This is a genomic window from Vibrio hepatarius (assembly GCF_001274785.1).
In the GTDB taxonomy this organism is placed as follows: domain Bacteria; phylum Pseudomonadota; class Gammaproteobacteria; order Enterobacterales; family Vibrionaceae; genus Vibrio; species Vibrio hepatarius.
The window spans coordinates 1-25,029 of record NZ_LHPI01000001.1; the positions used below are offsets into that span (position 1 = coordinate 1).

Annotated in this window: 26 protein-coding genes and 1 riboswitch; of the genes, 18 read left to right on the top strand and 8 right to left on the bottom strand. The window is 46.9% G+C overall.

Features of this window, described 5'->3' with window-relative positions; all coding sequences use genetic code 11:
• Positions 1-89: 89 nt before the first annotated feature.
• Entirely contained in the window at positions 90-974 is an 885-nt protein-coding gene (locus AKJ31_RS00005) for a helix-turn-helix domain-containing protein (protein WP_053407045.1), read from the bottom strand.
• Positions 975-1,153: 179 nt separating this feature from the next.
• On the opposite strand from AKJ31_RS00005, the gene AKJ31_RS00010 reads away from it, so the two are divergent.
• Positions 1,154-2,365, top strand: a complete 1,212-nt coding sequence (locus tag AKJ31_RS00010) for a sugar efflux transporter (protein WP_053407046.1) — start codon at positions 1,154-1,156, stop codon at positions 2,363-2,365.
• Here AKJ31_RS00010 and AKJ31_RS00015 read toward each other — a convergent pair.
• Positions 2,362-2,922 carry a nucleotidyltransferase family protein gene (locus AKJ31_RS00015; RefSeq protein WP_211263022.1) on the bottom strand — a complete coding sequence of 187 codons (561 nt, stop codon included), beginning with the start codon at positions 2,920-2,922 and terminating at the stop codon, positions 2,362-2,364. The genes AKJ31_RS00010 and AKJ31_RS00015 overlap by 4 nt on opposite strands.
• Positions 2,923-2,983: 61 nt before the next feature.
• Positions 2,984-3,640, bottom strand: coding sequence for a 3,4-dihydroxy-2-butanone-4-phosphate synthase (gene ribB, locus AKJ31_RS00020; protein ID WP_053407048.1), 657 nt, complete (start codon positions 3,638-3,640; stop codon positions 2,984-2,986).
• 240 nt (positions 3,641-3,880) lie between these two features.
• Positions 3,881-4,022, bottom strand: a riboswitch (FMN riboswitch).
• Positions 4,023-4,206: 184 nt separating this feature from the next.
• On the opposite strand from ribB, the gene AKJ31_RS00025 reads away from it, so the two are divergent.
• The 7 genes from AKJ31_RS00025 (at position 4,207) to AKJ31_RS00055 (ending at position 8,559) form a co-directional block, all read left to right on the top strand.
• Entirely contained in the window at positions 4,207-4,755 is a 549-nt protein-coding gene (locus AKJ31_RS00025; RefSeq protein ID WP_053407049.1) for a GNAT family N-acetyltransferase, read from the top strand.
• Positions 4,756-4,926: 171 nt separating this feature from the next.
• Positions 4,927-6,030 carry an acyltransferase family protein gene (locus AKJ31_RS00030; protein WP_245639005.1) on the top strand — a complete coding sequence of 368 codons (1,104 nt, stop codon included), beginning with the start codon at positions 4,927-4,929 and terminating at the stop codon, positions 6,028-6,030.
• A 167-nt stretch (positions 6,031-6,197) separates the two neighbouring features.
• Positions 6,198-6,449 carry an OsmC family protein gene (locus AKJ31_RS23385; RefSeq protein ID WP_245639006.1) on the top strand — a complete coding sequence of 84 codons (252 nt, stop codon included), beginning with the start codon at positions 6,198-6,200 and terminating at the stop codon, positions 6,447-6,449.
• Positions 6,450-6,648: 199 nt separating this feature from the next.
• Entirely contained in the window at positions 6,649-7,101 is a 453-nt protein-coding gene (locus AKJ31_RS00040) for a GNAT family N-acetyltransferase (protein ID WP_053407050.1), read from the top strand.
• Between the two features lie 55 nt (positions 7,102-7,156).
• A complete protein-coding gene (locus AKJ31_RS00045; RefSeq protein ID WP_053407051.1) occupies positions 7,157-7,507 on the top strand; it encodes a hypothetical protein in 351 nt (116 codons plus the stop codon).
• A 19-nt stretch (positions 7,508-7,526) separates the two neighbouring features.
• Positions 7,527-7,901 carry a GFA family protein gene (locus AKJ31_RS00050; protein WP_053407052.1) on the top strand — a complete coding sequence of 125 codons (375 nt, stop codon included), beginning with the start codon at positions 7,527-7,529 and terminating at the stop codon, positions 7,899-7,901.
• Between the two features lie 40 nt (positions 7,902-7,941).
• The gene (locus AKJ31_RS00055) at positions 7,942-8,559 is read left to right on the top strand and encodes an NUDIX hydrolase (RefSeq protein WP_053407053.1); all 618 of its coding nucleotides are present in this window, start codon (positions 7,942-7,944) and stop codon (positions 8,557-8,559) included.
• A gap of 11 nt (positions 8,560-8,570) precedes the next feature.
• On the opposite strand, the gene AKJ31_RS00060 is transcribed toward AKJ31_RS00055, so the two are convergent.
• Positions 8,571-9,134 carry a TetR/AcrR family transcriptional regulator gene (locus tag AKJ31_RS00060; RefSeq protein ID WP_053407054.1) on the bottom strand — a complete coding sequence of 188 codons (564 nt, stop codon included), beginning with the start codon at positions 9,132-9,134 and terminating at the stop codon, positions 8,571-8,573.
• 95 nt (positions 9,135-9,229) lie between these two features.
• Between AKJ31_RS00060 and AKJ31_RS00065 the strand changes: the two genes are divergently transcribed.
• Positions 9,230-9,688: an HPP family protein gene (locus AKJ31_RS00065; RefSeq protein ID WP_053407055.1), complete on the top strand. Its 459-nt coding sequence runs from the start codon at positions 9,230-9,232 to the stop codon at positions 9,686-9,688.
• A 111-nt stretch (positions 9,689-9,799) separates the two neighbouring features.
• Positions 9,800-10,402, top strand: coding sequence for a histidine phosphatase family protein (locus AKJ31_RS00070; protein WP_053407056.1), 603 nt, complete (start codon positions 9,800-9,802; stop codon positions 10,400-10,402).
• Between the two features lie 59 nt (positions 10,403-10,461).
• Here AKJ31_RS00070 and AKJ31_RS00075 read toward each other — a convergent pair whose 3' ends face one another.
• Entirely contained in the window at positions 10,462-11,001 is a 540-nt protein-coding gene (locus AKJ31_RS00075; RefSeq protein WP_053407057.1) for a YrbL family protein, read from the bottom strand.
• A gap of 488 nt (positions 11,002-11,489) precedes the next feature.
• Between AKJ31_RS00075 and AKJ31_RS00080 the strand changes: the two genes are divergently transcribed.
• Positions 11,490-12,029, top strand: coding sequence for a hydrolase (locus AKJ31_RS00080; protein ID WP_053407058.1), 540 nt, complete (start codon positions 11,490-11,492; stop codon positions 12,027-12,029).
• 63 nt (positions 12,030-12,092) lie between these two features.
• Here AKJ31_RS00080 and fdhF read toward each other — a convergent pair whose 3' ends face one another.
• Positions 12,093-16,316 carry a formate dehydrogenase subunit alpha gene (gene fdhF / locus AKJ31_RS00085; protein WP_053407059.1) on the bottom strand — a complete coding sequence of 1,408 codons (4,224 nt, stop codon included), beginning with the start codon at positions 16,314-16,316 and terminating at the stop codon, positions 12,093-12,095.
• A gap of 345 nt (positions 16,317-16,661) precedes the next feature.
• On the opposite strand from fdhF, the gene napG reads away from it, so the two are divergent.
• From napG to AKJ31_RS00120, 7 genes are all read left to right on the top strand, one after another.
• Complete coding sequence (napG, locus tag AKJ31_RS00090) at positions 16,662-17,423, top strand: ferredoxin-type protein NapG (protein WP_053407060.1); 762 nt, start codon at positions 16,662-16,664, stop codon at positions 17,421-17,423.
• Complete coding sequence (gene napH / locus AKJ31_RS00095; RefSeq protein WP_053407061.1) at positions 17,423-18,277, top strand: quinol dehydrogenase ferredoxin subunit NapH; 855 nt, start codon at positions 17,423-17,425, stop codon at positions 18,275-18,277. Before napG ends, napH begins: the two co-directional genes overlap by 1 nt.
• Before the next feature lie 115 nt (positions 18,278-18,392).
• Positions 18,393-19,289, top strand: coding sequence for a Fe(3+) dicitrate ABC transporter substrate-binding protein (locus AKJ31_RS00100; RefSeq protein ID WP_083439934.1), 897 nt, complete (start codon positions 18,393-18,395; stop codon positions 19,287-19,289).
• Positions 19,290-19,304: 15 nt separating this feature from the next.
• A complete protein-coding gene (locus tag AKJ31_RS00105; RefSeq protein ID WP_072161195.1) occupies positions 19,305-20,303 on the top strand; it encodes a FecCD family ABC transporter permease in 999 nt (332 codons plus the stop codon).
• Entirely contained in the window at positions 20,300-21,274 is a 975-nt protein-coding gene (locus AKJ31_RS00110; protein WP_053407062.1) for an iron chelate uptake ABC transporter family permease subunit, read from the top strand. The genes AKJ31_RS00105 and AKJ31_RS00110 overlap by 4 nt, the downstream gene beginning before the upstream one ends.
• Positions 21,271-22,035 (top strand): Fe(3+) dicitrate ABC transporter ATP-binding protein FecE, encoded by a 765-nt coding sequence (gene fecE, locus AKJ31_RS00115; RefSeq protein ID WP_053407063.1) that lies wholly within the window; start codon positions 21,271-21,273, stop codon positions 22,033-22,035. The genes AKJ31_RS00110 and fecE overlap by 4 nt, the downstream gene beginning before the upstream one ends.
• A gap of 283 nt (positions 22,036-22,318) precedes the next feature.
• Positions 22,319-23,890: an ATP-binding cassette domain-containing protein gene (locus tag AKJ31_RS00120; RefSeq protein ID WP_053407064.1), complete on the top strand. Its 1,572-nt coding sequence runs from the start codon at positions 22,319-22,321 to the stop codon at positions 23,888-23,890.
• Positions 23,891-23,945: 55 nt separating this feature from the next.
• On the opposite strand, the gene AKJ31_RS00125 is transcribed toward AKJ31_RS00120, so the two are convergent.
• Both AKJ31_RS00125 and AKJ31_RS00130 read right to left on the bottom strand, forming a co-directional pair.
• Positions 23,946-24,380 (bottom strand): acyl-CoA thioesterase, encoded by a 435-nt coding sequence (locus AKJ31_RS00125; RefSeq protein ID WP_053407065.1) that lies wholly within the window; start codon positions 24,378-24,380, stop codon positions 23,946-23,948.
• 147 nt (positions 24,381-24,527) lie between these two features.
• A complete protein-coding gene (locus AKJ31_RS00130; protein WP_053407066.1) occupies positions 24,528-24,863 on the bottom strand; it encodes a hypothetical protein in 336 nt (111 codons plus the stop codon).
• Between the last annotated feature and the right edge of the window lie 166 nt (positions 24,864-25,029).

Sequence of the window (25,029 nt, forward strand, 5' to 3'; positions counted from 1 at the left end):
TAAGTTGCTTAAATCGAGCAATAAGTTGCCCGCATGAGCAAAAACCCGCCCGAAGCAAGATCTCATTTTTGCTTATCTCTGACTTTGCGCTAGAAGCGACTTCTAAATGTACTCGGCGTCATCTCTTTGACCGCTTTGAATTGACGGTTGAAATTAGACAGGTTCTGAAATCCGGTTCTTTCTGCGATGAGTGAAATAGGTAACGATGTGCTGGCGAGTAACTCGCAGGCTTTGCCGATTCTAAATTGCTTCACGTGGTCAGAAAAACTCATCCCATAATGCTTTTCAAACAGTCGGTAGGCAGAGCTTTCACTGATGTGTAGCGCCTTACATAAGTCAGATATTTTTATCGATGCGTTGTAGTTTTCTTCGATAAATCGAGTCGCGCGTTCGACCTTTTGATAAGCGTCTTGATCTCCAGTTAGCTGTTTCAGTCGGTATGGAGAAGAGGAAAGACGTAAGTACTCGCTATCATTAGAAAGCAGCAGTAGTACTTCGATTACGCGAACAGCCTGATATTGGCGCTCGATGGCCTCTATCCCTGATAACAATTTCGCGACCTTTTGCGATGTGCCCGTGCTGAATTTTACGCCGTAAGAAGCTTGCTCCAATAAGCGTTTAATGTGGCGCGCTTCAGGGATCGTGGCTTGCAGCTTTTCTATCCAAGGTTGCTTAAACCAGACGATGATCGAATGGTGCGCTTTTTCTTCTGTCCCCAGAATTTGTCCCGTCAGCATATGGGGTAATCCCGGACCATAAAGTAAGGCGGTGTTGTGGTGGATTTCGCCAATGGCATCACCAGCAAGATAACTGCCGTTGAACACGCCGTGAGGGTCTTGATAAAGCACCAACTCGTACTCATTGTGGTAGTGCCACGAACATGAAAACTCTTGTTTATGCACTCGGCAGTGGTACTCACGCACCGTCCAGTCGCTACTGGTGGCGTTAAGGACGTTTTCAATAAATGGTTTCATGTTCGTTGCTCCTGACTTTCGCCGCTTAGGCTAGATCAGCTGTTTCTCTGCTGTCAAAGTAACTCGTTATCTTGAATGATTAGTATTAGAGGTGGGTCGAATACTATCAATTGCATAACTGATATTTGAGTAGACTGACCAGGTAGTAACAAAGTGGTCATTCGCTTAGAGGAGCCTAAATGTTTAAAGACAAAACCGCTTTATTGTTTGTACTTACCGCATTCGTCACTGGTCTATGCGGTGCATTTTTTTACCCGCTATCAAGCTTATTCATTGTTGAAGCATTAGGCGCCGAGCCTATGATGCTCAGCGTCTACATGGTGATAGCGATTGTCAGTTCTGTGATTGTATCGCAGTTGATTGCGAGACAATCAGATCGTAACTGGCAACGAAAAACGATTTTAATCGTCTCGCTCAGTTGTTATTTGGTCACTGTGATGAGTTTTATTTTTGTGCGTGACTACTGGACCGCCGTGGCTGTCGCAACGGTGTTTGGTAGCGTAAGTGGTGCGTCGTTTGGTCAGCTATTTGCGTTAGGGCGAGAGTATGGCGACCGCTATGTCAAAGACAGCACTACTTTCCTCTCCACGATGCGTGCAGGGATCGCGATTGCTTGGGTTTTCGGCCCTCCTGCTGCGTTTATGTTGAAGGCAAGTTATGGCTTTGGTGCGGCATTTAGTGTGTCTGCCGCCGTGGTCAGTTTCGCTATTTTAGTGATTATTAAGTATCTTCCATCCAGCGTTGTGACGAAAGAAACCAAAGTAGGGCAAAGCGATCAGCCTGTTCCGATGTCGGGGGGAATCAGCGCCATGATTGTGCTTTATTGCGTGATCGTTGTGTGTACCTTTGCTGCGAATAACCTCTACATCACCAGTATGCCGCTTTATTTATCGCAGGAGCTAAAAGTCGATCCAAGTTGGCTCGGGCTGTTGTTCGGTGCGGCGGCTGCGTTTGAAATCCCGGTGATGTTGAGTGCGGGCAAGATGGCTGAAAAGTTTGGCGCGATTAAGGTGATGACGCTCGGTGTGGCGATTGGTTGTGTGTTCTATTTGGTGATGATGTTTAATACGTCATTCTCAGCGATGTTAGTGGCACAGCTGTTAAATGGTTTCTACATCGGTGTATGCGCCACCCTTGGTATGGTAGTGCTGCAAGATATGATGCGTGACCGATTAGGCACAGCGTCAACTCTGTTCTCGAGTATGATGAACATCGCGATGTTGGTTGCGAGCTTATCGGTGGGCTTTGTCGGTGAACTGTTTAACTACTACAGCACCTTGTACGTGAGTTTGGTTTCGTCGCTGATCGCTTTTGCGTTGTTGGTATTGTTTTCAATCAAAAGCAGTCAAGCGCAAAGTAAACCAATCGAAGCAAGCTCTACAGCGTCTTAACTAGAGTGAGTCACAACGGTTAGTTTTGGCCATATAGTTCGCCATTGCTTGTAAGTAACACGTTGTTCAAAGACCGCGAGAGAACGCTTGGGATTGTGACTAATCTTAAGCGCAAACAAAGACTCAAAACCAAAGGCAGCAATACACTCGTAGCTGCCTTTTTTGTTCTGCCTGATCGCAATTGCTGTTTCCTTCTCTGGCCAATAGCTCATCGCATCCAGTGAATTGGAGTAGGGCGCGTCACCATTTCTTTGGTGCATCTTTGCTTGATTTCTAACTTGCCAGTTGAGCGTCGGCATTCGGCGCGTCAGCTCTGCTTCGTATATGAGGTGGGTATCGTCCTTGGACTCATCTGCGTCAAAGTAGATCACGTCGACATCGTTGAGTGGTGTTGCTTGGGTCTTGTGATGCAAATGATCCCACACCAGATTGCGAACAAAACCCGCGGCAAGATAGCAATCGGGTAAATGAAGGCTTGCGACATGCTCTAGAGCTTCACGCCTGATTGGGTCTTGCTCTATGAGGCGGATGATGTGGTTGTCGAAATGGTTTGCCAAGATGGGGTCGCTTTTAAAATGATAACCAAAAGGCCAAGTTTATCAGCTTGGCCTTGATGGATTAAGCGAGTTTCAAATCGAACTGCTTGCGGTATTCAACCATGTCTTCGATGGTCAACACTGGCATGTTATGCAGTTTGCCAAAAGCGATAATCTCCGGCGTTTTGCTCATTGAACCGTCTGGGTTGGTTAACTCACACAATACGCCAGCAGGTTGTAGCCCTGCCATTTGCATGAGATCCACAGTGCCTTCTGTGTGACCGCGACGGGTCATCACACCGCCTTTGCGCGCGCGTAATGGGAAAACGTGGCCTGGACGAGCAAGGTCTGTTGGTTGAGCGGTTGGGTTCGCTGCAGTTTTAATCGTTGTTACACGATCTTGTGCAGACACACCTGTGGTCACACCGACTTTTGCTTCGATAGAAACGGTAAACGCAGTTTGGTTCGCACTGTTGTTGTTCACGACCATCGGTGGCAAATCAAGTTTGTCCGCTTGTTCTTCCGTCAAGCACAGACACACAATGCCGCTGCATTCGCGGATCATCAGAGCCATTTGCTCGGTGGTAAGGTGCTCGACAGAATAGATAATATCGCCTTCGTTCTCACGATCTTCATCGTCAAGAAGCAGAACGCCACGGCCTTCTTTAAGTGCGAACAGTGCGTTTTCAACGCGAGTGATTGGGTCGCCGAATTCGGCAAGTAGTGATGACTGATTCATGGTTACTCCTAAATATCACCAGAATCAGGGCATACATGAGGATTGAAGAATGGGTCAAAAACACGCACTAAAACCTATGCGGGGTGCTCAAAGCACAACCACACATCTGTGAAAGTTTGACGCATCTATCTCGTGCCTTAGGCACACAGATAGACATAAACTCAATGCAATTTTCCATACTTCAGTCAAAACGAAATACACCAAACCTATTAGGCCAATAGACCTAAAGCGTTGGTGTGTTTTCATTCTCTCTCATCCGGACTATAACCGTCGGCTCTGGCATCTCACCAGATCTGCTGACCTCGACGAATCGAGCGCTCGCGGGCTCACCTAAAACAGGTATACCGCCGGTGGGGAATTTCGCCCCGCCCTGAGAATAAATTAAACGTTTGCTAAGTAGCGTAGGGATTCTATCGCTTCTGATAATAAAAGCAATAATGACCCACGCGGAACTTTAGTCTGGGCACGCTTTCCCCCTCACTACTGAAGATTTCTTAAACAAGGCTTGGGGTTGAAGAGTGAAGTAGGTAGAGTATCAGTCCCTGTTGAGCATAAAGGTGCATACTATGATGGAAACTGAACGTTTACGAATCAGAGATTGGCAAAAAAGTGATTATGAGCCTTACGCAAAGCTATGCTCAGACAGTAATGTCATGCGCTACTTCCCCCACACATTAACCAAGCAGCAAAGCGATGATCAGGTAGATTTAATGCGCCGTTTAATCACGGAGCGTGGTTGGGGGTTTTGGGCGGTGGAGTTGAAAGCCACCGGGCAGCTGATCGGGTTTGTTGGCTTGCATTATCAAGATGAAAACAGCGGTATCCCAAACGCACCTTTTGTTGAAATCGGCTGGCGATTAGCCGCTGAATTTTGGGGTTTTGGTTACGCTCCGGAAGCGGCAGACAAGGTGTTGGAGTTTGCGTTTAATCACTTGAAGCGTTCAGAGGTGTACGCCTTTACTGCGCTTCCTAACCAACCGTCGCAGCGAGTCATGCAGAAGTTAGGAATGGAAAATACCGGACAGGATTTTAACCACCCAAAGCTCGAGGCGGGCCATCCACTAGAACGCCACTGTTTGTATCGTATCACTCGACAACAGTGGTTTATAAAATGATTATTGGCTAATAAGATTTAAGAACAAAGTTGCAAAAGTGTCTCATTAATTTAACTCTTCAAATAAAAATATATTTTTCCTAGATACTTTTGCTCCTAAAGGTACTATGCCAAACAAAGCTGGTGTTCTATAAACTCTATTAATGGGCTTATCCTCACATTTGCTTTTTGAATGAAACTATTAGCAACTTGTTTTGTTATTAATGCTGATGTTGGTATCACTTTGGAGGATGCTTTGCATATTAATTCTTTTAATCATTTTAGAGCAATTGCGATATTATTGATTGTCGCAGGCCATTCGTTTGGTGTCACTGGTTTAGAAATCGACAGTATAGTAGAAAAAGTCGTCGTTAATTTAATTCAAGGTGGGACTGCATTATTTGTTTTTATATCTGGTTTTTTGTTCCATTATATTTTTTACCCAAAATTTAAATATAGTAAGTTTGTTTTAGGTAAAGTTAAGAATGTTCTTGTACCATATTTGGTTCTTGGGTTTTTACCTGTTTTTTTATATGTGTATATGAAGAAGGATGTATTTGGGGATTATTTTCTTCCAAATGGCACTGGCCTGTTTTATGAATATGTTATACCTGCACTAAAGTATTATTCGTCAGGTCGTTTTTTGACTGCGTATTGGTATATACCTTTCATTATGTTAGTTTTTATCTCTTCGCCTTTGCATGTTTATTTTATTAAAGTAAGGCTCAAGTACAAGTTAGGCGTGATAGTCGCTATGTCAATAGTCTCTATGGTTATTCACAGGCCTATAGCTAACATCTTTGTTCTGCAGAGTTTAATATATTATACGCCCATTTATCTAATTGGGATAACAGTGTCAATTTATCGAGATAAGATATATGATTACCTAAACGGGAAAGAAGTATACATGATATTTTTAGCTATAGTCATAGCATTGCTTCAAGTAAACATTGGAGTTGTTGGTAATTATCATAAAGAAGCATTTGAAATTTCATCGATAGATTTGATGTATATTCAAAAAATACTTCTTTGTTTTTTCTTTATGATACTATTGAACAGGTTCGAAGATTATAACAACAAATATATCCATGCTATCGCATCAACAAGTTTTACAGTTTTCTTTATTCATCCATTTTTAATATGGTTCACTGTTAAGTTAAATTTGCCATTTTTAAACAATAACTCTTGGTTTATTTGGTGCATATATGTAGTTTTCGTTTCTCTTTTCTGTATTCTCGTTGCTAAGGCTTTCAAGAAATTTATCCCCAAGTATAGCCGGTACATAATTGGATACTAAAAGAAAGGATACATTGTTTAAAAAGTAGTATATGACTATCCAAATAGCGTGTCAGTTTAACGTAACCACCAGCAATGGATCGCAATTGCTGGTGGATGTAGAAAATGGTGTAGCTCCTTGTCTGACCAAGTTTACTTTCTGCGCTCGGGTCATGCGGCGCTACCGATGTGGTGCTCTATTTACAAGAACATGGCGTTGATGTTGAGCAACTGAGCAATAAGCTAACCTATACTCTGACCGATGATGAAGCACGGTTGTATCAATCCGCCAAACTGCAATTTAGTGCCAAAGAGATAGGCACCCCTACCGGCTTATTAAGCTCTGCTGCACAACAAGCCGTTAGTCACCATTGCCACGTGAGTCTGATGCTCAAACCAGCGATTGAAATCAGCTACAGCGTGGAAGTGATTTCGAGGTGACTAAGAGAATTTCGTGATCCACCAGTGATTTAGGTCAACAAAAAACTAGATACGCGCTATCCATGAGATGACTCAGTTCAAACTATCGTACTTTCACACAATTCGCTGACCAGAAAGCGTAGACTAAGCGACTTTTTATCAGGCAAAGTGGTTGAGCAGGAAATAAATACTCGACTAAAAATCCTAGCAAGGAGTGCAGATGATGGAAGTAAGAAAAGCCGACTTAAGTGATCTACCGGATCTCATTGAATTTACTGTAGAAGAAGCGCGCGAAGCTGAGAATGTTACTAAGATTCCAGAGACGCTTGAAAGAGGAATCAGCGCTGCGTTACATGACAGTTCGATCGCGACTTATTGGGTGCTTGTTGACGAGAATGATTGTCCTTGTGGCAACGTTTCAGCGGTCAAAGAATGGAGTGACTGGAACGCAGGTTACTATTGGTGGATACAAAGTATGTACATCAAACCGGAGTATCGTGGACAAGGTTTGATGGGCAAGCTGATTAATGTGGTTGAAGATGAGATGCGTCGTAAAGGCGGACTCGAGTTACGAATCTATGTACACAAAAGCAATGCAATCGCCAAACGAGCGTACGAAAAAATTGGCTTTAACGATTCGGACTACAAAATGATGTCATTGTCAGTGAACTAGGCTGTACTGACACACTCAGCACGTGCCGCATGCTGGGCTAAATGGAGGTATTGAGTTGTTGCATCTGTTAAAAACAGTCGTGTTGATCAATCTCGCGGCCGCCTTAGTGGTGTTTGTCCTTTCCCAATATGTGGCGTTTTTCAAAGCGACCAATCTTATCGATTTTCTGTTTTTTATCGTCATCGTAATTTGGATTTGCGCCAAGCTGATGTGGGAAGGTGGAATCCACAGTAAAACGACACGTTTGGATAATTCACGCACCGATAAAGTTTACAGCATGGTCAAAGGACACGATTTCGATCAAGAGCAACAACAACACTACCGCCAAAACTATCAAACTGGCTTTGTGTTGTTTATCGCGGGTATGCCTGCGTTCATTACCTGTTTAGTGCTGCAGTTTATGTAGCTGATCAAGGAGCTAAGATATGGAAATCAAACCAGTACATAAAGCGAGTTGTCACTGCGGTGCGGTGGTCCTTGAACTGACGATGCCTAATGGCTTGGAAGACCCAAGGCGTTGCACTTGTTCGATGTGCCGTAAAAGAGGTGCAATTGCCGCGTCTGTATTGCTGGAAAACCTTCGAATTGTTCAGGGAGAAGAAAATCTGACTTTGTATCAATTCAATACCATGACAGCGAAACACTATTTCTGTAAGACTTGTGGTATCTACACACACCACCAACGCCGTTCTAATCCGCATCAATTTGCCATCAATGTCGCATGCTTAGAAGGCGTCAATCCATATGAACTGGAACCGGTTAAGATTGTTGATGGGATAGCACATCCATCAGATAAGTGATCGCTCGACTTACAGTCTAAGACGAAAACGGGGAGGAAACATGAGCCAATGGATGAATTGGGCTAAGCAGTTGCAGGCGTTAAGCCAAGCGGGGCAGGCCTATTCAAAAGACAAGTTCGATCTAGAGCGTTTCGACGAAATTTCCAGAATTTCGCACCAGATGATCGCGCAGTTAGCGAATACGTCGGTGGAACGAGTCGAGCAGCTTTTCGTGCCAGAGGTTGGTTATCCGACACCCAAAGTAGACTTACGCGCAGGTGTGATCAAAGACGGTAAGATCCTCTTAGTTCGTGAGCGGGAAGATGACTGCTGGACCATGCCGGGTGGTTGGGCAGACGTGTGTGAAACGCCGTCGACAGGTGTTGTTCGAGAAGTGCTGGAAGAGTCCGGTTATCACGTCAGCGACCCCAAACTGGTGGCGATTAAAGACCGCGATGTGCATCCTTACCTACCCAAATACCCGCAGCATATCTACAAGATGTTTTTCCTTTGTCGCTTTGAATCTGGTCAGCCACAGACCAATATCGAGATTTCAGATATCGGCTTTTTCGCCTTGGATGAGCTACCGCCTTTGTCTGAAAGTCGCGTGCTGAAAAGTGACATTGAGCTGATGTTTCAACACGCTGAGTATCCGAAAACTGAAATTCACGTCGATTAACTAGGTCAGCACTACTTAGACGACTCTTGTCGCAGAGCGTTCAGAATCTGGATGCTCTTCGCACTTGCATCTTTCCCTTGCCCTGTCATGTACGCTGTTGTGATCGCGCCTTCTTTTAGCAGGCAAATGGCATCCAACAACAGTGGGTTATCTGTGTGCATTTGACGTTGAATGATCTCTCGTACCGTTTGTTTGTGCTGCGCGCAATAGCGAGTGATTTCGCTGTTCACATCGCTAAATTCCGCGGCGGTATTGATAAAGAAACAACCGCGAAAGTCGCCTAGCGCCGCTTCTGCACTGTTAAACCATCGCTCAAGTGCCTTGAATAGGTTTTCTATCAGCTGCTGATCATCGTTTGAGTCGGCGATTTGGTCGGCTAACCAAGTGCAGAAAATCTGATGTCTTTGTATCAGCGCCGCCAAAACCAGTGCTTCTTTACTGTCAAAGTGTGTATAGAGCGTACGTTTTGCCACCCCTGAGACTTTCAATACCTCGTTGATGCCAATCGAGTTAATCCCATTTTTATAGAACAGATCGAGCGCTGTATCGATCAGCAACTGACGCTTTTTACTCATAAATCCTCCGCGTTTAAAAACAGTTTGACAAAAGTAGACCAACTTGTCTATTTTAATTTTGTAGACAGATTGGTCTACTTTTTAAGGAGCAAACTATGAATCAATTAAACGTGTCGGTTATTGCTGGAATTGGAGCTACATTGGCGATAGGCCTACTGTCATTTTTGGAAGTGTCGATGAGTGAAGTCGCATTGGTAATGGCCCCTTTCGGCGCAACGACGGTACTGGTGTTTGGCGTGCCAGATAGCCCGCTAGCCCAGCCTAAGAACGTAATTTTCGGTCATTTGCTAACGGCGATCATTGGCGTCGCCTTTACCCAATATGTGGGAGTGACTCCGTTGACCTTGGCTTTGGCGACAGGTTTGGGTGTGAGCGTAATGCTATTAACCAAAACGACTCATCCACCTGCAGGTGCGAACCCAATGTTGATTATGTTGGCTGGGCAAGGTTGGAGTTTTATCTTCACGCCTGTATTGATTGGCGCAGTGCTGATCGTTTTAGTCGGCAAAAGCATGCACAGAGTTCAGAAGCAGTGGGCGAGCGCTGCGCGCTAACAATGATTCAAGCCTTGCCTGCGAGTCAAAATTGACCCAAATCCGGCTTTTTGCACCATCGTAGTATTTACGATATTTTTTATGGGCTACAGCCGAAGATAGGGAATCAAAGTGACAAGAAGAATATTTGTATTAAGACATGGTCAAACACAGTTTAACGCGGAGCAAAAACTCCAAGGACACTGCAACTCACCATTAACCGATAAAGGACTGGCTCAGGCGCGCAGCGTGGGGACAGAGCTAAGTAAATATCTGGGTGAGCGAACGTATCGAGTGTATGCCAGCCCGTTAGGTCGTGCCGTTCAGACGGCGACGATTGTGTGTGAACAAGTTGGTCACTGTGCTTCTGAAATCGTGCAAGACGAAAGACTCAAAGAGTTTGCGTTAGGGGAGTGGGAGCAAAGAACCATCCCTAGCCTAGTGGTAGAGCAGCCTAACTTGTTGTCACAAAGCGATTGGTATCTTCAGGCACCGCAATCAGAGTCGTACCAGTCGGTGAAAGCGAGACTGTTGTCTTGGCTTAATGACTTACCTGCTGATGGCGATGTTGTGGTGATTAGCCACGCGCTGACAGGTGCAGTATTGCGCGGCGCTTTGATGGATATGAGTTACGAGCAAGTCTGGGAGCAAGATTTACCGCAAGACGCATTTTTCATGATTGAAAATGGCGTGATGAACAGAATTGATTGCCTAGTAGAGTTAGAGACTGCGTAATCAAACAGTGGCATCGTCCACGAGGAAATCCTCATATTTCGATGCCACTGTCCCATTTATTAATACTCCTGTTCCAAAGTATTAATCATGGTTCGAATTGTCTTGCGTGTTTTTCTACGAGAAAGGAAAGATAAACCAGTATATAAAAATGACTTGCGTTTTTTATTGGTAATAATGCCATCAATATAATACAACTTATCTTTGCTTAGAATTATATTTCTCAGTCCACGGTCACACATGCTAATAATATTGTCTAAGCAGTAATTCTCTAAGTCCTTTAACATCGAAATAATCTTGTTCTTTGGCAAAAGTCGACGTTTGACAATTTGCTCAAGATTATCCGCATAATCAGATTTTATTCTTTCGTAGACCAACCCTTTACCTAAATTGGTTTCAACGAAACCATAGCATTGAGGTAGATGTTCTAGAGGAACCTTTTTTTTTGCTAGCTTCTGGTAAAATTTGAATTCCAAGAAATTTATTTTCAGCTTTGAATGACTGTGCATCACTTTAATGCATAAATTTTCATTCTCAGGATGCTGATAACAAGTTCTGGTTGTTCCTCTACCCAGTTTGCTGTCATCACTTAAATAAACCATAAGAAGTCGCTCGGTGTTGTAATTATGTTGCTATGATAGGAATTTTCTTATAAACGACTAGTAAAATAATAACTTTTTATTATAAAAGAATAAATTTTTAGACACATTGACTCTGTTTTTATATGTAAGTCATTGAATTTGTTGGTTGGATTGTAGAGATTGTTTTGTACGGTGTTCAATTGGTTTCGAACGGTGTTTTATTGTTTTTTGTAAGAATTTGCCTATACCCCCTACAAAGAAAGGGACAAAGTGAGGTTTTGGAGTGGGAATTTGACCACCTTTAAGCGCAAATTGATGCGAAACTTGTGACAGATAACGTTCGTGAGACAGGCACCTAAAGTATAAGTTCCCTCTTTTTTTAAAGTGATATTTCTGGTTGGCAGAAAGTCCAACTATACTTAGCGTTCAACAAAAATCCGTGATTGATTAAGCTGTTATCTCAATCCTCGTGTTTTAATAAATACAACAAGTTGGTGAAGGGAATAATAATGTTAAATAAAAATAACACCGGACTTATCGTTGTCGATGTGCAAGGCAAGTTAGCAAGGATTGTAAACGACAGTGATTTATTGATTGAGAATTGCGCTAAGTTAATTAAGGGGGCGCAGATATTAGGTTTGCCGATTGTTTGGCTAGAGCAAAACCCTGAGAAATTAGGAGCAACAGTTGAAGAGTTATCGACTTTGCTTTCTGAGCAAAAAGCAATAACTAAATTTACCTTTGATGGCTACGCAGAACCCGAAGTTATGCAAGCGATTCATCGAGCTGATATTGAAACATGGCTGGTGTGTGGAATTGAAACTCATATTTGTGTTTATCAAACCGCGATGAGCTTAATAAAACAAAATTATGAAGTGCAGCTCGTTGAGGATTGTGTTTCTTCGCGAACAATACAAAACAAACAGTTGGGGATTAATAAATTGGTTAGCCAAGGTGCTCAATTAACCGGACTGGAAATGTGTTTGTACGAACTGGTGAAAGACTGCCGAAAACCAGAGTTTAAAGCGATACTCTCGCTAATTAAATAACGCGATGATCGAATTAAAAAAGCCAGCTCAAATGAGCTGGCTTTGGCGTTGGAGTAAGTAGAGTTAGTGAACTTGTGCTGCTTGCTCCGTGCACTCAACTAAAGGCTCTACTTTGACCGCCGCCACTTTGAACTCAGGGATCTTAGCGTGTGGGTCAGTGGCTGTAGTGGTTAAACGATTGACTGGCGATTCGACAAAATGGAACGGAATAAAAATCACCCCTTGTTGGATTCGCTTGGTCACAAATGCGTCAATTTCAATCTCACCACGACGGGTAGAAACGCGCAGTCTTTGACCATTGCTGATGCCGAGAGCTTCGGCATCCTGCACGCTGATCATCGCTCTTGGCCCAGCCAGTTTGTCCAATCCTTTGGTTTTGCGCGTCATCGTTCCGGTATGGAACTGCTCCAGCACACGTCCGGTCGTCAGCACTAGCGGGTACTCTTCGTCCGGCAGCTCAGCGGCATAGCGGAACGGTACACCAACCATCTGCCCTTTGCCGCGGGTAAACTGGGTCTGGTGCATGATGCGAGTGCCATTCGGGTTGTTTTTGTTGCTCGGCCACTGCACACCATCTGGTGTAATGCTGTTCCACAGTAATCCGGCGTACTGTGGCGTAACACGCGAGATCTCGGCGGTGATGTCGGCAACCTTGTTGTAATGCCAGTCTCCGCCCATCGCATTGGCGATTTGTTGGATGATCCACCAATCTTCTTTCGCTTCGCCCGGTGCTCTCACCGCTGGGTTAATCCGTTGTACACGACGTTCGGTGTTGGTGAAATGCCCTGATTTCTCAGCAAACGAGCATGACGGCAGCACCACATCGGCGTACTGAGCGGTTTCGGTCAGGAAGATGTCTTGTACTACTAAGAAATCGAGCGCTTCTAACCCCTCGATGACGTGTGCTTGGTTCGGGTCACTTAAGACCGGATTTTCACCCATGATGTACATGCCACGAACTTCGCGCTTGCATGCCGCATCGATAATTTCCGTCAGCGTCAGCCCCGGTTCACTTGGTAGATCGGGCGCGTTCCATTCAATCGCAAACTTCTGGCTGACTAGCGGGTTGTAGACCTTTTGATAGCCTGGGTAGCAGTTAGGCAACGCGCCCATATCACATGCGCCTTGCACGTTTGACTGACCACGCAGTGGATTAATCCCACCGCCTTCGATACCAATGTTGCCACACAGCAATTGCAGGTTGGCTATCGAGCGCACATTGTCGTGACCCGTTGTGTGTTGGGTAATACCCATGGAGTAATAAACTGCAGTGCGTTTTGCAGTACCGATCATTCGCGCCATTGCGAAAATGTCATCGGCGCTCACCCCTGTCACCAACGCGACTTTATCTAACGCGTAGGCAGGGGACATCACTTCTTGCAGCAACGTATCAAAACCATCGACACGCTCTTCAATGTACTCAAGGTCATACCATCCGTGCTTGATGATTTGCTGCATCACGCCGTTAAGCAGCATCACGTCGGTGCCTGGTCTATGGGAGAGATACAACTCGGCGTGTTCCGCCATATCGATTCGTTTTGGGTCGGCGACAATAAGACGAGCGCCGTGGTGGCGAATCGCCTGCTTGATGTGTGATGCGATGATCGGGTGTGCAGAAGTGGTATCTGAACCGATGATAAAAATGACATCCGAGTGTTTGATACTCGGAATGTCATTGGTCATCGCACCGCTACCTAGCGAGGCTTCTAACCCAGTCACACTGGAGGCGTGGCACAAGCGCGCACAATGGTCTACGTTGTTGGTTCCTAACTCGCGGCGAATAAATTTTTGGAACGCGTAGTTATCTTCGTTGGTGGTTTTTGCCGAAGAGAACCCTGCCAGTGCATTGCCGCCAAAGCCTTGTTTAATCGCGGTAAACTTATCGGCAATCAACTGGATGGCTTCGTCCCAGCTAGCAGGTTGTAGCCAACCATCTTTGCGGATCAGTGGCGTAGTCAGGCGCGCATCGTTGGCAACAAAGTCAAAACCAAAGCGGCCTTTGACACACAACATTCCTTGGTTTACTGGTGAGTTGGCTCCCGTGACATAACGTATCGTGTTGGCCGCTTCATCCACGTGCATGGTGAGTTTGCAGCCCACACCGCAGTAGGTACAGATGGTATCGACTTTTTTCAGCGTTTCACTGCGACCTTGCGATTTATCGCGGCTATCGACCATAGCGCCTGTCGGACAGGCTTGTACACACGCGCCGCATTGCACGCATTGTGAATCGCCCATCGCCACTTTGCCGTTCTTGTTAGAACCAAAGTGCGGACGGTCATCTGGTCTGAGAGCGGGGCGACCATGTTGGTCGGTGACAAAGTTGAGCACGCCGTGCACCGCTTGTTCGCGGCAGGCTTGAATACACTGACCGCAACTGATGCAGCGGTTGGCGTCAAACTCGATAAACTGCGAGCTGCGGTCAACCGAGAATTTATGCCGTGGGTCTTTGGCTCGTAAGCTCAACCAGTCTTGGTGGTCTTTGATTTCCACCGAGTGGTTAAAGTGTTGCTCTGCGCCATATTCGGTCGAGTAGTCGCGCAGGTCACAACTGGTATTGGCCTGACAACCGCATTCCAGACAACGCGCTGCTTCTTGGATCGCATCATGGTTATCAAAACCTAGCTCGACTTCGGCAAAGCTCTGCTCTCGTTGCGCGGGCGTCAGCTCTGGCATGATGGTGCGAGCAAATTTCTGAATATTCTCAAACTGAAGTGGGTCGACCTGCGAAAGCTTTTTCTCTTTGCGTGAGTTGAACGCCGGTCTTGGCATGTCCGCCATATCCCCGTTGAGGAACAGGTCGATGGCTTTGGCGGCGATTCTGCCGTCGCCGACCGCTTCTACCGCGGTGGCTGGACCGCGGCGAAAATCCCCGATACTGAATAAATTGCCTGTTCCGGTGTGCATGGTGAAATCGTCGGATTCAGACGTATTCCAGCGCGTGAGTGGAATCGACAAATCGTCGTTATCCAAAAAGCTTAAATCGGGTTTTTGCGACACTGCGGCAATCACAGTATCAAATGCTTCTGTGAAATACTCGCCGGTGGCTTCAGGTCGGCGTCGACCGGAAGAGTCGGGTTCACCTAAAGCCATACGTTCAAGTCGGATCGCCTGAACATGTCCGTGCTCGTCGGCGAGGTTTTCCGCGGGGTTAGTCAAGAATAAAAAGTTGACCCCTTCGTGCGCGGCTTCTTCGATTTCGTAATCTTCCGCGGGCATCTCTTCGCGGGTTCGACGGTAGATAAGCGTGGTTTCGGCGCCAGCTCGGCGAGCGGTTCTCGCGCAGTCGATCGCGGTGTTACCGCCACCGATTACCGCGACTTTTTGACCGGTTTTGTATTGCTGCTCGGTGACGTAGTCTTTGAGATAATCAACGCCCAAGTAGCAGCCTTTTAACTCACTGCCCGGGTAATGCATTTCGACCGCTTGTGACGCGCCTACGGCGAGACAGACGGCATCGTATTCTTCACTCAAGCGTGACAGAGTAAAATCTTCGCCGAGTTTCTGATTGGTTTTGATTGTCATCCCGTTGCGACACATTAACTCGATCTCTTTGTCGAGGATGTCTTTTGGCAATCGGTACTCAGGAATGCCGTAGCGCAGCCAACCGCCAGCTTTTGGCATCGCCTCAAAAACGGTGACTTGATAACCTTCGTTCGACAGATAATAACCTGCCGTTAACCCACCAGGACCGCTACCAACAACCGCAATCGAATACGGTTTGGCTGGTTTTTTCTCGGGGACGTACGCTTCGTGCGCGGCAAGATCCGCATCTGCGGCGTGACGTTTCAACTGACGAATGGCGATCGGCTCATCGACTAAAGCGCGTCGGCATTCACTTTCACAAAATGCTGGGCATACACGGCCAATCGATAGCGGCATCGGCAGAGTTTGTTTGATGATTTCGATCGCTTTCTGATGGTCGTTCTGTGCGATGAAATAGAGGTAGGATTGGATGTCGACACCCGCTGGACACGCAGTTTTACACGGCGCTTCGCAGTCGGCGTAGTGGTCTTGCATGATGCGGTTGAGTGCTTGCTTTCTGTGTGTGCTAAGTGCGTCAGACTGCGTTTTCACGTTCAGTCCACGATATACGTTCAGCTCACAGGCACGTTGCATACCGCCGCTTTCTACTTCAACCATGCACAAATCGCAAGGCACTTTTTCGTCTGATTTGTTTAATCCGCACAGTGAAGGAATGTCTACACCACAGACTTTAGCGGCTTCGAGCAAGGTCGAGCCTTCTTCAACAATTCGGTATTTTCCGTCGATGATTATTTCAATCATGTCATCCCTCGCAGATTTAATAAAACCATACATTCTATAAGGATACCCTCTTGCAAGGAAAGTTCGTGTGACAAAAAACTCACTATGCAGTTATTTCGGTGAGGTTAATAAGTCATCCCTGTCTGGTTTGGTCGATGGGTTAATTCGTTAATATGAGCGCCTAATCACTTTGCTTTATTGATAAGTATCAATCCTGCTTGGATACACCTCTTTAGGGGTATATCGCCACTTCAAATCACTGAAGAAAATACCCATAAATAGTTTGTGGTTGCTAAATTTAACTGAGGCAATGAATACGTCATCCTGTCACCAAGTTGAACTGGATGATGGCTAAGGTGGTGGGTTATGAGTTCGTCGAAATCGAAAACATCGGAAAGTCGACGCCGTTTTCTTCGCGATGCGGCGCGAACCGCTGTGGGCGTTGGGGCAGCAGCGACGGTGCTGGGTCTGCAATCGACACAAAGTCAGGCACGAGGCGGATCAGGTGTGCCAGTCAGACCACCTGGCGCGTTGGCCAAAGGCGAATTTGAAAAAGCCTGCATTCGTTGCGGATTGTGTGTGCAGGCTTGTCCCTACGATACGCTGAAACTCGCGACTTTGCTTTCGTCGGTCGAGTCAGGCACGCCTTACTTTAACGCCAGAGCGATCCCGTGCGAGATGTGTGAAGACATCCCGTGTGTGCCCGTTTGTCCAACTGGTGCTCTGGATCCGAATCTAACCAATATTGATGATGCACGTATGGGCACCGCAGTACTGATTGACCATGAAAGCTGCCTTAACTGGCAAGGGTTACGATGCGATGTTTGCTATCGTGTCTGCCCCTTGGTTGATGAAGCGATCACCTTAGAGCACGTGCGCAATGAACGTACGGGTTATCACGCCAAGCTAATTCCGACCGTACACTCGGATAAATGCACTGGTTGCGGAAAATGCGAACAGGCATGTGTCACCGAAATTGCGGCGATTAAGATCATTCCAACCGAACTGGCGAAAGGCAAAATGGGCGCACACTATCAACTCGGCTGGGAAGAGTTGACCAAACCGTTAGAGAACTCCGCGCCTGAAGTTCCCGCTGATGCGTTAGAGAGCTTGGGAGGTAAGTTGTAATGGCCAAGAACTTAGCAAAAGATGCCGGAAGAGACGCGATACGCGAGCTGGGCTGGTGGCGTGCCCACCGTTTTTTGATTCTTCGTCGCTTGTGCCAGCTAACCATCATCGGACTGTTTATCGCTGGGCCGACCGTCGGCATTCTCAAAGGGAATCTCTCCTCGAGTAACTTGTTTGACGTGATCCCATTTAGTGACCCGCTGATCATTCTCCAATCACTCGCCGCGGGACATATGCCGGAGCTAACCGCACTGATTGGTTTTGCGGTGGTGGTGGTTTTTTACGCTCTAATCAGTCCACGAGCGTTTTGCGCTTGGGTTTGTCCGCTCAATATCGTGACAGATTTAGCGGCGTGGTTGAGACGTAAGTTGAATTTAAAAACCAGTTATCGTTGGTCGCCTAAAATTCGTTATTGGTTGATTCCGGTTCTGCTGGTTGGCAGCGCGGTTTCCGGCACTGTGCTGTGGGCGTGGATAGACCCGGTTGCGACGCTTCACCGCGGATTGGTGTTTGGTATGGGCGCAGGCTGGATTTTGATCGGTTTAGTGTTTGCGTTGGATTTGTTACTGGTTGAACACGGCTGGTGTGGTCATTTGTGTCCGCTAGGCGCGACGTATGGTGTGATTGGCCGTAAGAGCTTACTGCGCGTAACGGCGGTTCGCCGCGAAGACTGCACTAAATGTATGGATTGCTACTATGTATGTCCCGAACCAGAAGTAATCAGGCAGCCACTTAAAGAAGGCGACCGCCGAGTGATGAGTCAGGACTGCATCAGTTGTGGACGCTGTATCGACGTGTGTGCGGAAAAAGTCTTTGAGTTCGGTAACAGGATCACTGTGAAACAGCTCGACTGACTCTTTCGTAGCGAGAGCTTTATCAATAAATGACTTTGAGGATGAGTTTGATATTGATTATCATTTATTATTTGAATAGTATGCACGCAATTAATTTTGATAATGGATATCTCACATGCTTAAAGGATTGCTTGTAAAGCTGTTTTTCGTCGCGTCTCTTTTTTCTACCGCCTTTGTTTCTGCCGCTGAGCGTACGATTCAAGATGAGCAAGGTACGTTTACTATCTCTGGCACACCGCAGCGCATTGTTGCGCTGGAGTTTTCCTTTGTTGACGCGTTAGCGGCGGTTGGCGTCTCTCCTGTCGGCGTTGCTGACGACAAAAATAGCGAACGTGTCATTCCATCGGTGCGTGCGGCAATTGAACCTTGGACGTCGGTTGGGATGCGCTCTCAACCAAGCCTTGAAGTGATTGCCGAGCTTAAACCTGATCTGATTATCGCCGACGCAGAGCGCCACCCCGCGGTGTACCAAGATTTATCTCGTATTGCGCCAACGCTATTGCTGAAAAGCCGTGGCGAGACGTACCAAGAAAACCTCGAGTCGGCTGCACTAGTTGGGATTGCAGTTAACAAAGAGCAACAGATGCAAGCGCGCATCGCAAAGCACAAAGCGGTGATAGCGGAATACAAAACTCGCTTCTCCAGCCAAGATACTATTCAGTTTGCTGTGGTCAACGATAAAGGCATGTGGATGCATGGTCCTGCCTCATACGCGGGTGGTGTAATTAGCCAGCTTGGCCTCAATAGCCCGATTCCTGATCAAACCGAAAAGGCGTATCTGCCAACCAGTTTTGAGCAACTGTTAAAAGTGAATCCAGATTGGTTATTACTAGGCGCATCGTCGGGACAAACGGTGGTCGATGAATGGCAGAAGAACCCGCTATTTAAGATGCTGAAAGTGAGCCAAAATGCGCGTTCAGTGAACGTTTCACGAGAGCTTTGGTCACTAAACCGTGGCATGTTAGCCGCTGAAGGCATCGCGAAAAATCTCGAGACGATTCTGGCTAACTAACGATTCTGACTATCTATGATACGCGCAATCTCGCGGCCCACGACTTGGGCGTTTCTCGCCGGCATTCCAATTGCCGGCTTTTGCTTTTCTATGCTCGCTTGGTCTAGTTTTACGCTCTCGTTTCACCATCTGGTGGGCTATCTGTCTGAGTTTGATACTAGCAGTATGGAACAACAAATCCTTGCCACTCTGCGAGCGCCTCGCGTGTATGCCAGTTTGGTGATCGGCGCAAACCTTGCTGTCGCTGGCGTATTAATGCAGGGACTCACTCGCAATCCGTTGGCGTCACCGTCTGTGCTGGGTATTAACGCTGGTGCGGCGTGCTTTATGGCGTTGGCGAGTGTTGGCTTTGGATTTTTTGTTGATATTCCCGGTGTGCTTGTCGCCGCTTTAGGTGGGGTTCTGAGCGGCGGATTAGTGATGATATTGGGCGGTTTTTTCTCCCCTCGGCCGCATCCACTTAAGTTGGTTTTGGCCGGCATTGCGGTCAATGCGTTGCTGATTGGCGTGACACGCGCCTCGGTTATTTTGGCTGATGATATGGCGTACAGCGTGATCTATTGGTTATCGGGTACGGTGGCCAATATCGGCTGGCAGCAGTGGCATCAATTATGGCCTGTCAGCGTGCTCGGGCTAGGGCTTGCGATGAGCATCGCCAAACCGCTTAACTTACTCGCGCTTGGGGATGATGTCGCTACAGGACTGGGGTTAAACCTGAGCCGAACCCGTATTTTGGCTTGCGTTGCGATTGTATTGCTGACTGCGTCGAGTGTTGCCGTGGCTGGCCCCATCGGTTTTGTCGGTTTATTGATCCCGCATATCGCCCGTAAGTTAGTCGGCAGTAATTTTTTGTTGTTGATTCCGGCCAGCGCTTTATGCGGCGCGGCATTATTGGTGTGGGCGGACGGCTTTTCTCGCGCGATTTCTTTCCCGAGTGAAACCCCCGTCGGTGTGATCACAGCCTTACTAGGTACGCCATGCTTTATTCTCCTCGCGGTAAGGAGCAAGTTATGACGCTCAATTTTCGTTTAACGGCGATGCTTATTTTGTTACTGCTACTCGGTGGCGTCAGTCTATTTATTGGTGCGGTTGACTTGGATGTTACTCAAGTTTATCAGGCACTGTTTTCTGCCAGCGAGTTCGATTTCATTATTAATCAGTACCGGCTTCCTCGCTTGGTGTTAGCGGTAGGTGTTGGCGCGGGCTTGGGGTTGTCTGGCGCTTTGGTGCAAGGAATCATTCGTAATCCGCTTGCTTCGCCTGATCTGATGGGCATCAGTGCTGGCGCAGGGCTTGCTGCAACTGCATTGCTGGTCTATTTGCCTGATGCACCGCTGTATATGTTACCGGTGAGCGCGATGTTGGGTGGCTTAGCCGCCGCCGCGATGATTATGGTGTTGGCATATTTTTCCAGTCCTACTCCAGCGAGGCTAGCGTTGATTGGTATTGCGATCAGTGCCTTTCTTGCCAGCGGCATCGACTTTTTAATGATCGTCAATCCGATCGAAATTAATACCGCTATGGTTTGGCTCACTGGCAGTTTATGGGGCAGAAACTGGGACCAAGTGCCGTTTATCTGGTGGACTCTTGTGCTGTTAGTCCCGCTTGCATTCTGGCTGGCTTGGCGTTTGGACATTATGGGATTAGGAGAAGCGGTTGCAGGCTCGCTCGGTATCTCGCCAAGCAAAGTCCAGTTGATGGCGTTGGTCTGCGCTGTGGCACTGGCGAGTGTCAGTGTCTCGGTGTGCGGTACGATCAGCTTTGTTGGCTTACTCGCTCCGCATTTAGCCCGCATGTTATTTGGGCACAACCATAAGTTGTTGTTGCCAGGCGCAGCGATGATTGGCGCTTTATTAGTGCTGCTTTCCGACATTGTCGCGCGCGGGATACAACCGCCAGTTGAGCTACCAGCCGGAGTTCTAACTTCTCTAATTGGTGCGCCTTACTTTATCTTTTTACTTCAACGATATAAGGGTTGGTCATGATCACGACACAGCAACTCTCCGTCGCGTATGGCGACACCACCATCATAGAGAATCTGTCAGTGACGATCCCCAAAGGCAAAGTCACGGCATTGATTGGTCCTAACGGTTGCGGTAAATCGACGCTCCTGAAAACACTCTCACGTATCAATAAACCGAAGTCGGGTGAGATTTTTATCGAGCAAACCTCGCTCGGTCGAATTAAAGATAAAGTGTTGGCGCAGCAGTTGTCATTGTTGCCTCAAGTGTTGGTCAGCCCTGAAGGGATTTCGGTGAGAAAGTTGGTCGAATATGGTCGTTCGCCCTATGTGTCTCATTGGGGCAGGTTATCTCAAGCTGACAAAAAGATTGTCGAGCAAGCCATGATCGAAACTGGAGTGCTAGAACTTGCTGAGCAGAATGTAGAGTCGCTATCTGGTGGGCAGCGTCAGCGTGCTTGGATCGCTATGGTGCTGGCGCAGGACACCGACATTGTCATGCTGGATGAACCGACGACCTATCTTGACTTGTCGCATCAAATCGAACTGATGGCGCTGATGCGTACAATGAACGAGCAAGGTAAAACCGTGATTGTGGTGCTGCATGACCTCAACCAAGCGTGTCGCTACTGCGATCATCTCGTGGTGCTCAAGCAAGGTCAGTTAATGGCGCAAGGTTCACCTAAAGAGGTGTTTACTGAACGGCTATTGCACGAGGTCTTTGACCTTGACGCTGTGGTCATCGATGATCCGATTGCCAGCAGTCCAATGTGTATTGCTAAATAAATTATTCGGGGGAGTTCACACGCTTCCCCTAGTTTATGGCTTGCCATTTGCTCAAAAAAACGCCTATACTCGCGGCATCACTTTTCTCGGAGATTACGCCACGATGAACAACTAACACCTGACATCCAATTTTACTTTTATTAATCGGATTTACAGGGTTAGTCGGCGTAGCTTCGTTCCCGCTTAATTGCGGACACAGAACTTCCACACCACGTTACTTTTTCAGCGCTTTGTGCGCCTTTCTGTATTGCTACGCCTAATCCTGTTCAACAGGAGGCAAATGATGCCATTGCTACAAGCAAATAAAATTAGTTACCAGTTTGATAACGGTGCGCTGTTGTTTAAACAGCTCTCTTGTACCTTAAACCAGCGTCGCGTGGGTTTGATCGGCCGAAATGGTATCGGTAAATCGCTACTGAGTCAGATCTTAACCAAAACAGTGATGCCCACCGAAGGCACGGTCGCGCTGCACACCAGCGTCGCCAGTTATTCCCAGTTACCTTCTGAGTTATTGTCGAGCGAGTCGACCATCGCGCAGTATCTTAAACTCGACCATATTCTCGACGCTCTGACACAGATTGAGTCTGGCGACTGCAACCAAAAGTGGTTCGATATCGTTGGTGAACAATGGCAGCTTAGGCAGGCGTTAAGCAATGAATTAGCTGCTTTGGGATTGCCGAATAACCCTGACTTTCCCTGTCAGCAGCTCAGTGGTGGACAATTGGCGAGGCTGCAACTGTGGCGATTGTTTAAGTCACAAACGGGTCTTTTGGTGCTTGATGAGCCGTCCAACCACTTAGACAGTCAAGCGCGAGAATGGTTATTGCAACAGATCCGCGATTATCCGCAAGCAATCTTATTGATTAGTCACGACCGTCAATTGCTCCGCGAGATGGAACATATCTGGGAGTTAAGCAGCTTGGGTTTGACCGAGTATGGCGGCAACTACGACTTTTACCGCAGGCAAAAGGATTTAGAAACTGACGCGATTGAACGGCAGGTAGTGAGTGTACAAAAGCAGCAAAAGCATTTGGCGCAGCAAGCACAACTGAACCGAGAAAGGGCCGAGCAACGCGCCGCTCAAGGTAATAAAATCCGTAAACAGGGTGGGCAGCCCAAGATATTGCTAAATGGTATGCGCAGCCGAGCCACTGCTGCTGCTTCAAATCGCTTAAAGAACGAAACCAGTCGCAAGGATTTACTGCAAGCAAAAGCGCAGGACTTGCAAGCGCGTCAAGAACGGCTAAAGCCTCAGAAGATGCACCTGAACGAGGGTAATCAGAGTGGCAGCAAGTTGGTGTCGATGATACACGCGCAGTTGCCAGCTGGTAGCACTCAACCAATCACTTTACAGCTCAGTGCAAAAGCTCGCTTACGCTTAAGCGGTCGCAATGGCTGCGGTAAATCCACGTTGCTTCATGTCATTGCTGGTAGGCAAAATTTAGTGGGTGGCGAAATGCGTGTGAATGCCAGTGTGTTTTATCTTGACCAGCATTTCGGTTTGCTAGACGAATCTCGTTCAATGCTCGATAACATGATGTTGTTCTGCGCTGGATTGCAGGAATCGGACGCGCGAACTTTGTTGGCGGGGATAGGGTTTCGTCGTGATCGCGTATTTCGGTTAGTTGAACAGCTCAGTGGTGGCGAAAAAATGAAGCTGGCAATGCTGGTGGTCGGACACCAAGCCGAATCACCGCTGTTGCTACTTGATGAACCTGATAACCACCTCGACTTAGACTCAAAACGGCTGTTGGCGTGCACTTTACAGGCATATCAAGGCGCATTTGTGTTAGTTAGCCATGACGATGAGTTTGTTGCCGAGTGTGGGGTGAGTGAGGAGTATCAACTGAAATAAGTGTGGTCGAATTTGGCACTGGCTAGTGGAGAGCAAGCTAGTGCCAGTTCATTGATTAATCGGCTTTTGCTTCAAGTTCAAGAATCGAGTTTTTAATCGATTCTGGCAGTGTCGCTTTGCAGTTGTTTTTGAAGTCAAACATCACGCCTGTGGCTTGACCGACAGTGCTGACTTTGCCGAGCTTTTTGCTCACGATGCGATATTCCATCGTGAAGCGATCTTCTTGAATATCAATGACTTTAGAACCGATCAGCAAGGTATCAGGGTAGGTTATCGGCAGTTTGTAACGACAGTTGGTTTCGCTCAATACTGGGCCGATCTGGCTTTGACCTAAATTCACAAGCAGGTTGATTGCGTTGAAGTACTCAAGTCGAGCGGTTTCGAAGTAGCGGAAATAAACTACGTTATTAACATGCTGCAGCGCATCCATTTCGCCCCAAGCGACAGGAATTTCCGTGATCACCGGAAACCCTTTAAGCAAATCTTCCATCATTCTTCCTTGTCTTTTTTATTGGCTGAGTTTTTATTCTAATTTGAAATTATCGCAATAGGAGAAAATGTTATCAGTTTGTGATCTTATAGGCGCAATAAAATTAACATCCACACTTGTGAATCAGAAGGATTTACTGCTTACGCTCTAGTTGTCATAAGGTAGTTGGCTGACTTCCCACATCTTAATGACATGCTGAGTGTCGGTGCATTTGCCCATTAAGATCTGGTACTTAGGATCATAGGGTGAGCCGATGTACGTTGTCCTTATCAGTTCGCTGGTTTTCAAATCTACTTGCGTTACTGCGCGGCCTTTAAAGTTCTGAAAGATCGCAAATTGGTCAGTTTTGTAGATCATTTGCTCGCGGTAAAACCAGAAATTGTCAGCGGTTTTCAGTAAGCGGCACTTCAGTGGTAGAGCGCTAGCATCTACGGTGGGAGCGGGTGTAGAAAGCAGCAATACGGACAAAATTAAGGTGTTCATGTGGTCTTCCTTTTACCACCTTAGTAACTTAGTTAATTATAGATAGAGCATGCTGTTTTGCAGATTTTGCGTGAGCTTAGTAACAATTAGATACGACTTTAATTGCTAACGTCTTAAAAACTTTGAGTTTAATCTGTGCTGCTTTTCAAGGCATGCAGTAGACTCC

What these genes read in the sequence shown, in the direction of transcription:
- napG (WP_053407060.1), top strand. Translation starts at nt 16,662, where the DNA reads ATGAGTTCGTCGAAATCGAAAACATCGGAAAGTCGACGCCGTTTTCTT.
- AKJ31_RS00100 (WP_083439934.1), top strand. Translation starts at nt 18,393, where the DNA reads ATGCTTAAAGGATTGCTTGTAAAGCTGTTTTTCGTCGCGTCTCTTTTT.
- AKJ31_RS00025 (WP_053407049.1), top strand. Translation starts at nt 4,207, where the DNA reads ATGATGGAAACTGAACGTTTACGAATCAGAGATTGGCAAAAAAGTGAT.
- AKJ31_RS00050 (WP_053407052.1), top strand. Translation starts at nt 7,527, where the DNA reads ATGGAAATCAAACCAGTACATAAAGCGAGTTGTCACTGCGGTGCGGTG.
- fdhF (WP_053407059.1), bottom strand. Translation starts at nt 16,316, where the DNA reads ATGATTGAAATAATCATCGACGGAAAATACCGAATTGTTGAAGAAGGC.
- AKJ31_RS00130 (WP_053407066.1), bottom strand. Translation starts at nt 24,863, where the DNA reads ATGAACACCTTAATTTTGTCCGTATTGCTGCTTTCTACACCCGCTCCC.
- AKJ31_RS00060 (WP_053407054.1), bottom strand. Translation starts at nt 9,134, where the DNA reads ATGAGTAAAAAGCGTCAGTTGCTGATCGATACAGCGCTCGATCTGTTC.
- AKJ31_RS00055 (WP_053407053.1), top strand. Translation starts at nt 7,942, where the DNA reads ATGAGCCAATGGATGAATTGGGCTAAGCAGTTGCAGGCGTTAAGCCAA.
- AKJ31_RS00005 (WP_053407045.1), bottom strand. Translation starts at nt 974, where the DNA reads ATGAAACCATTTATTGAAAACGTCCTTAACGCCACCAGTAGCGACTGG.
- AKJ31_RS00075 (WP_053407057.1), bottom strand. Translation starts at nt 11,001, where the DNA reads ATGGTTTATTTAAGTGATGACAGCAAACTGGGTAGAGGAACAACCAGA.
- AKJ31_RS00040 (WP_053407050.1), top strand. Translation starts at nt 6,649, where the DNA reads ATGATGGAAGTAAGAAAAGCCGACTTAAGTGATCTACCGGATCTCATT.
- AKJ31_RS00110 (WP_053407062.1), top strand. Translation starts at nt 20,300, where the DNA reads ATGACGCTCAATTTTCGTTTAACGGCGATGCTTATTTTGTTACTGCTA.
- AKJ31_RS00030 (WP_245639005.1), top strand. Translation starts at nt 4,927, where the DNA reads ATGAAACTATTAGCAACTTGTTTTGTTATTAATGCTGATGTTGGTATC.
- AKJ31_RS00080 (WP_053407058.1), top strand. Translation starts at nt 11,490, where the DNA reads ATGTTAAATAAAAATAACACCGGACTTATCGTTGTCGATGTGCAAGGC.
- ribB (WP_053407048.1), bottom strand. Translation starts at nt 3,640, where the DNA reads ATGAATCAGTCATCACTACTTGCCGAATTCGGCGACCCAATCACTCGC.
- AKJ31_RS00120 (WP_053407064.1), top strand. Translation starts at nt 22,319, where the DNA reads ATGCCATTGCTACAAGCAAATAAAATTAGTTACCAGTTTGATAACGGT.
- AKJ31_RS00125 (WP_053407065.1), bottom strand. Translation starts at nt 24,380, where the DNA reads ATGGAAGATTTGCTTAAAGGGTTTCCGGTGATCACGGAAATTCCTGTC.
- AKJ31_RS00065 (WP_053407055.1), top strand. Translation starts at nt 9,230, where the DNA reads ATGAATCAATTAAACGTGTCGGTTATTGCTGGAATTGGAGCTACATTG.
- napH (WP_053407061.1), top strand. Translation starts at nt 17,423, where the DNA reads ATGGCCAAGAACTTAGCAAAAGATGCCGGAAGAGACGCGATACGCGAG.
- fecE (WP_053407063.1), top strand. Translation starts at nt 21,271, where the DNA reads ATGATCACGACACAGCAACTCTCCGTCGCGTATGGCGACACCACCATC.
- AKJ31_RS00010 (WP_053407046.1), top strand. Translation starts at nt 1,154, where the DNA reads ATGTTTAAAGACAAAACCGCTTTATTGTTTGTACTTACCGCATTCGTC.
- AKJ31_RS00105 (WP_072161195.1), top strand. Translation starts at nt 19,305, where the DNA reads ATGATACGCGCAATCTCGCGGCCCACGACTTGGGCGTTTCTCGCCGGC.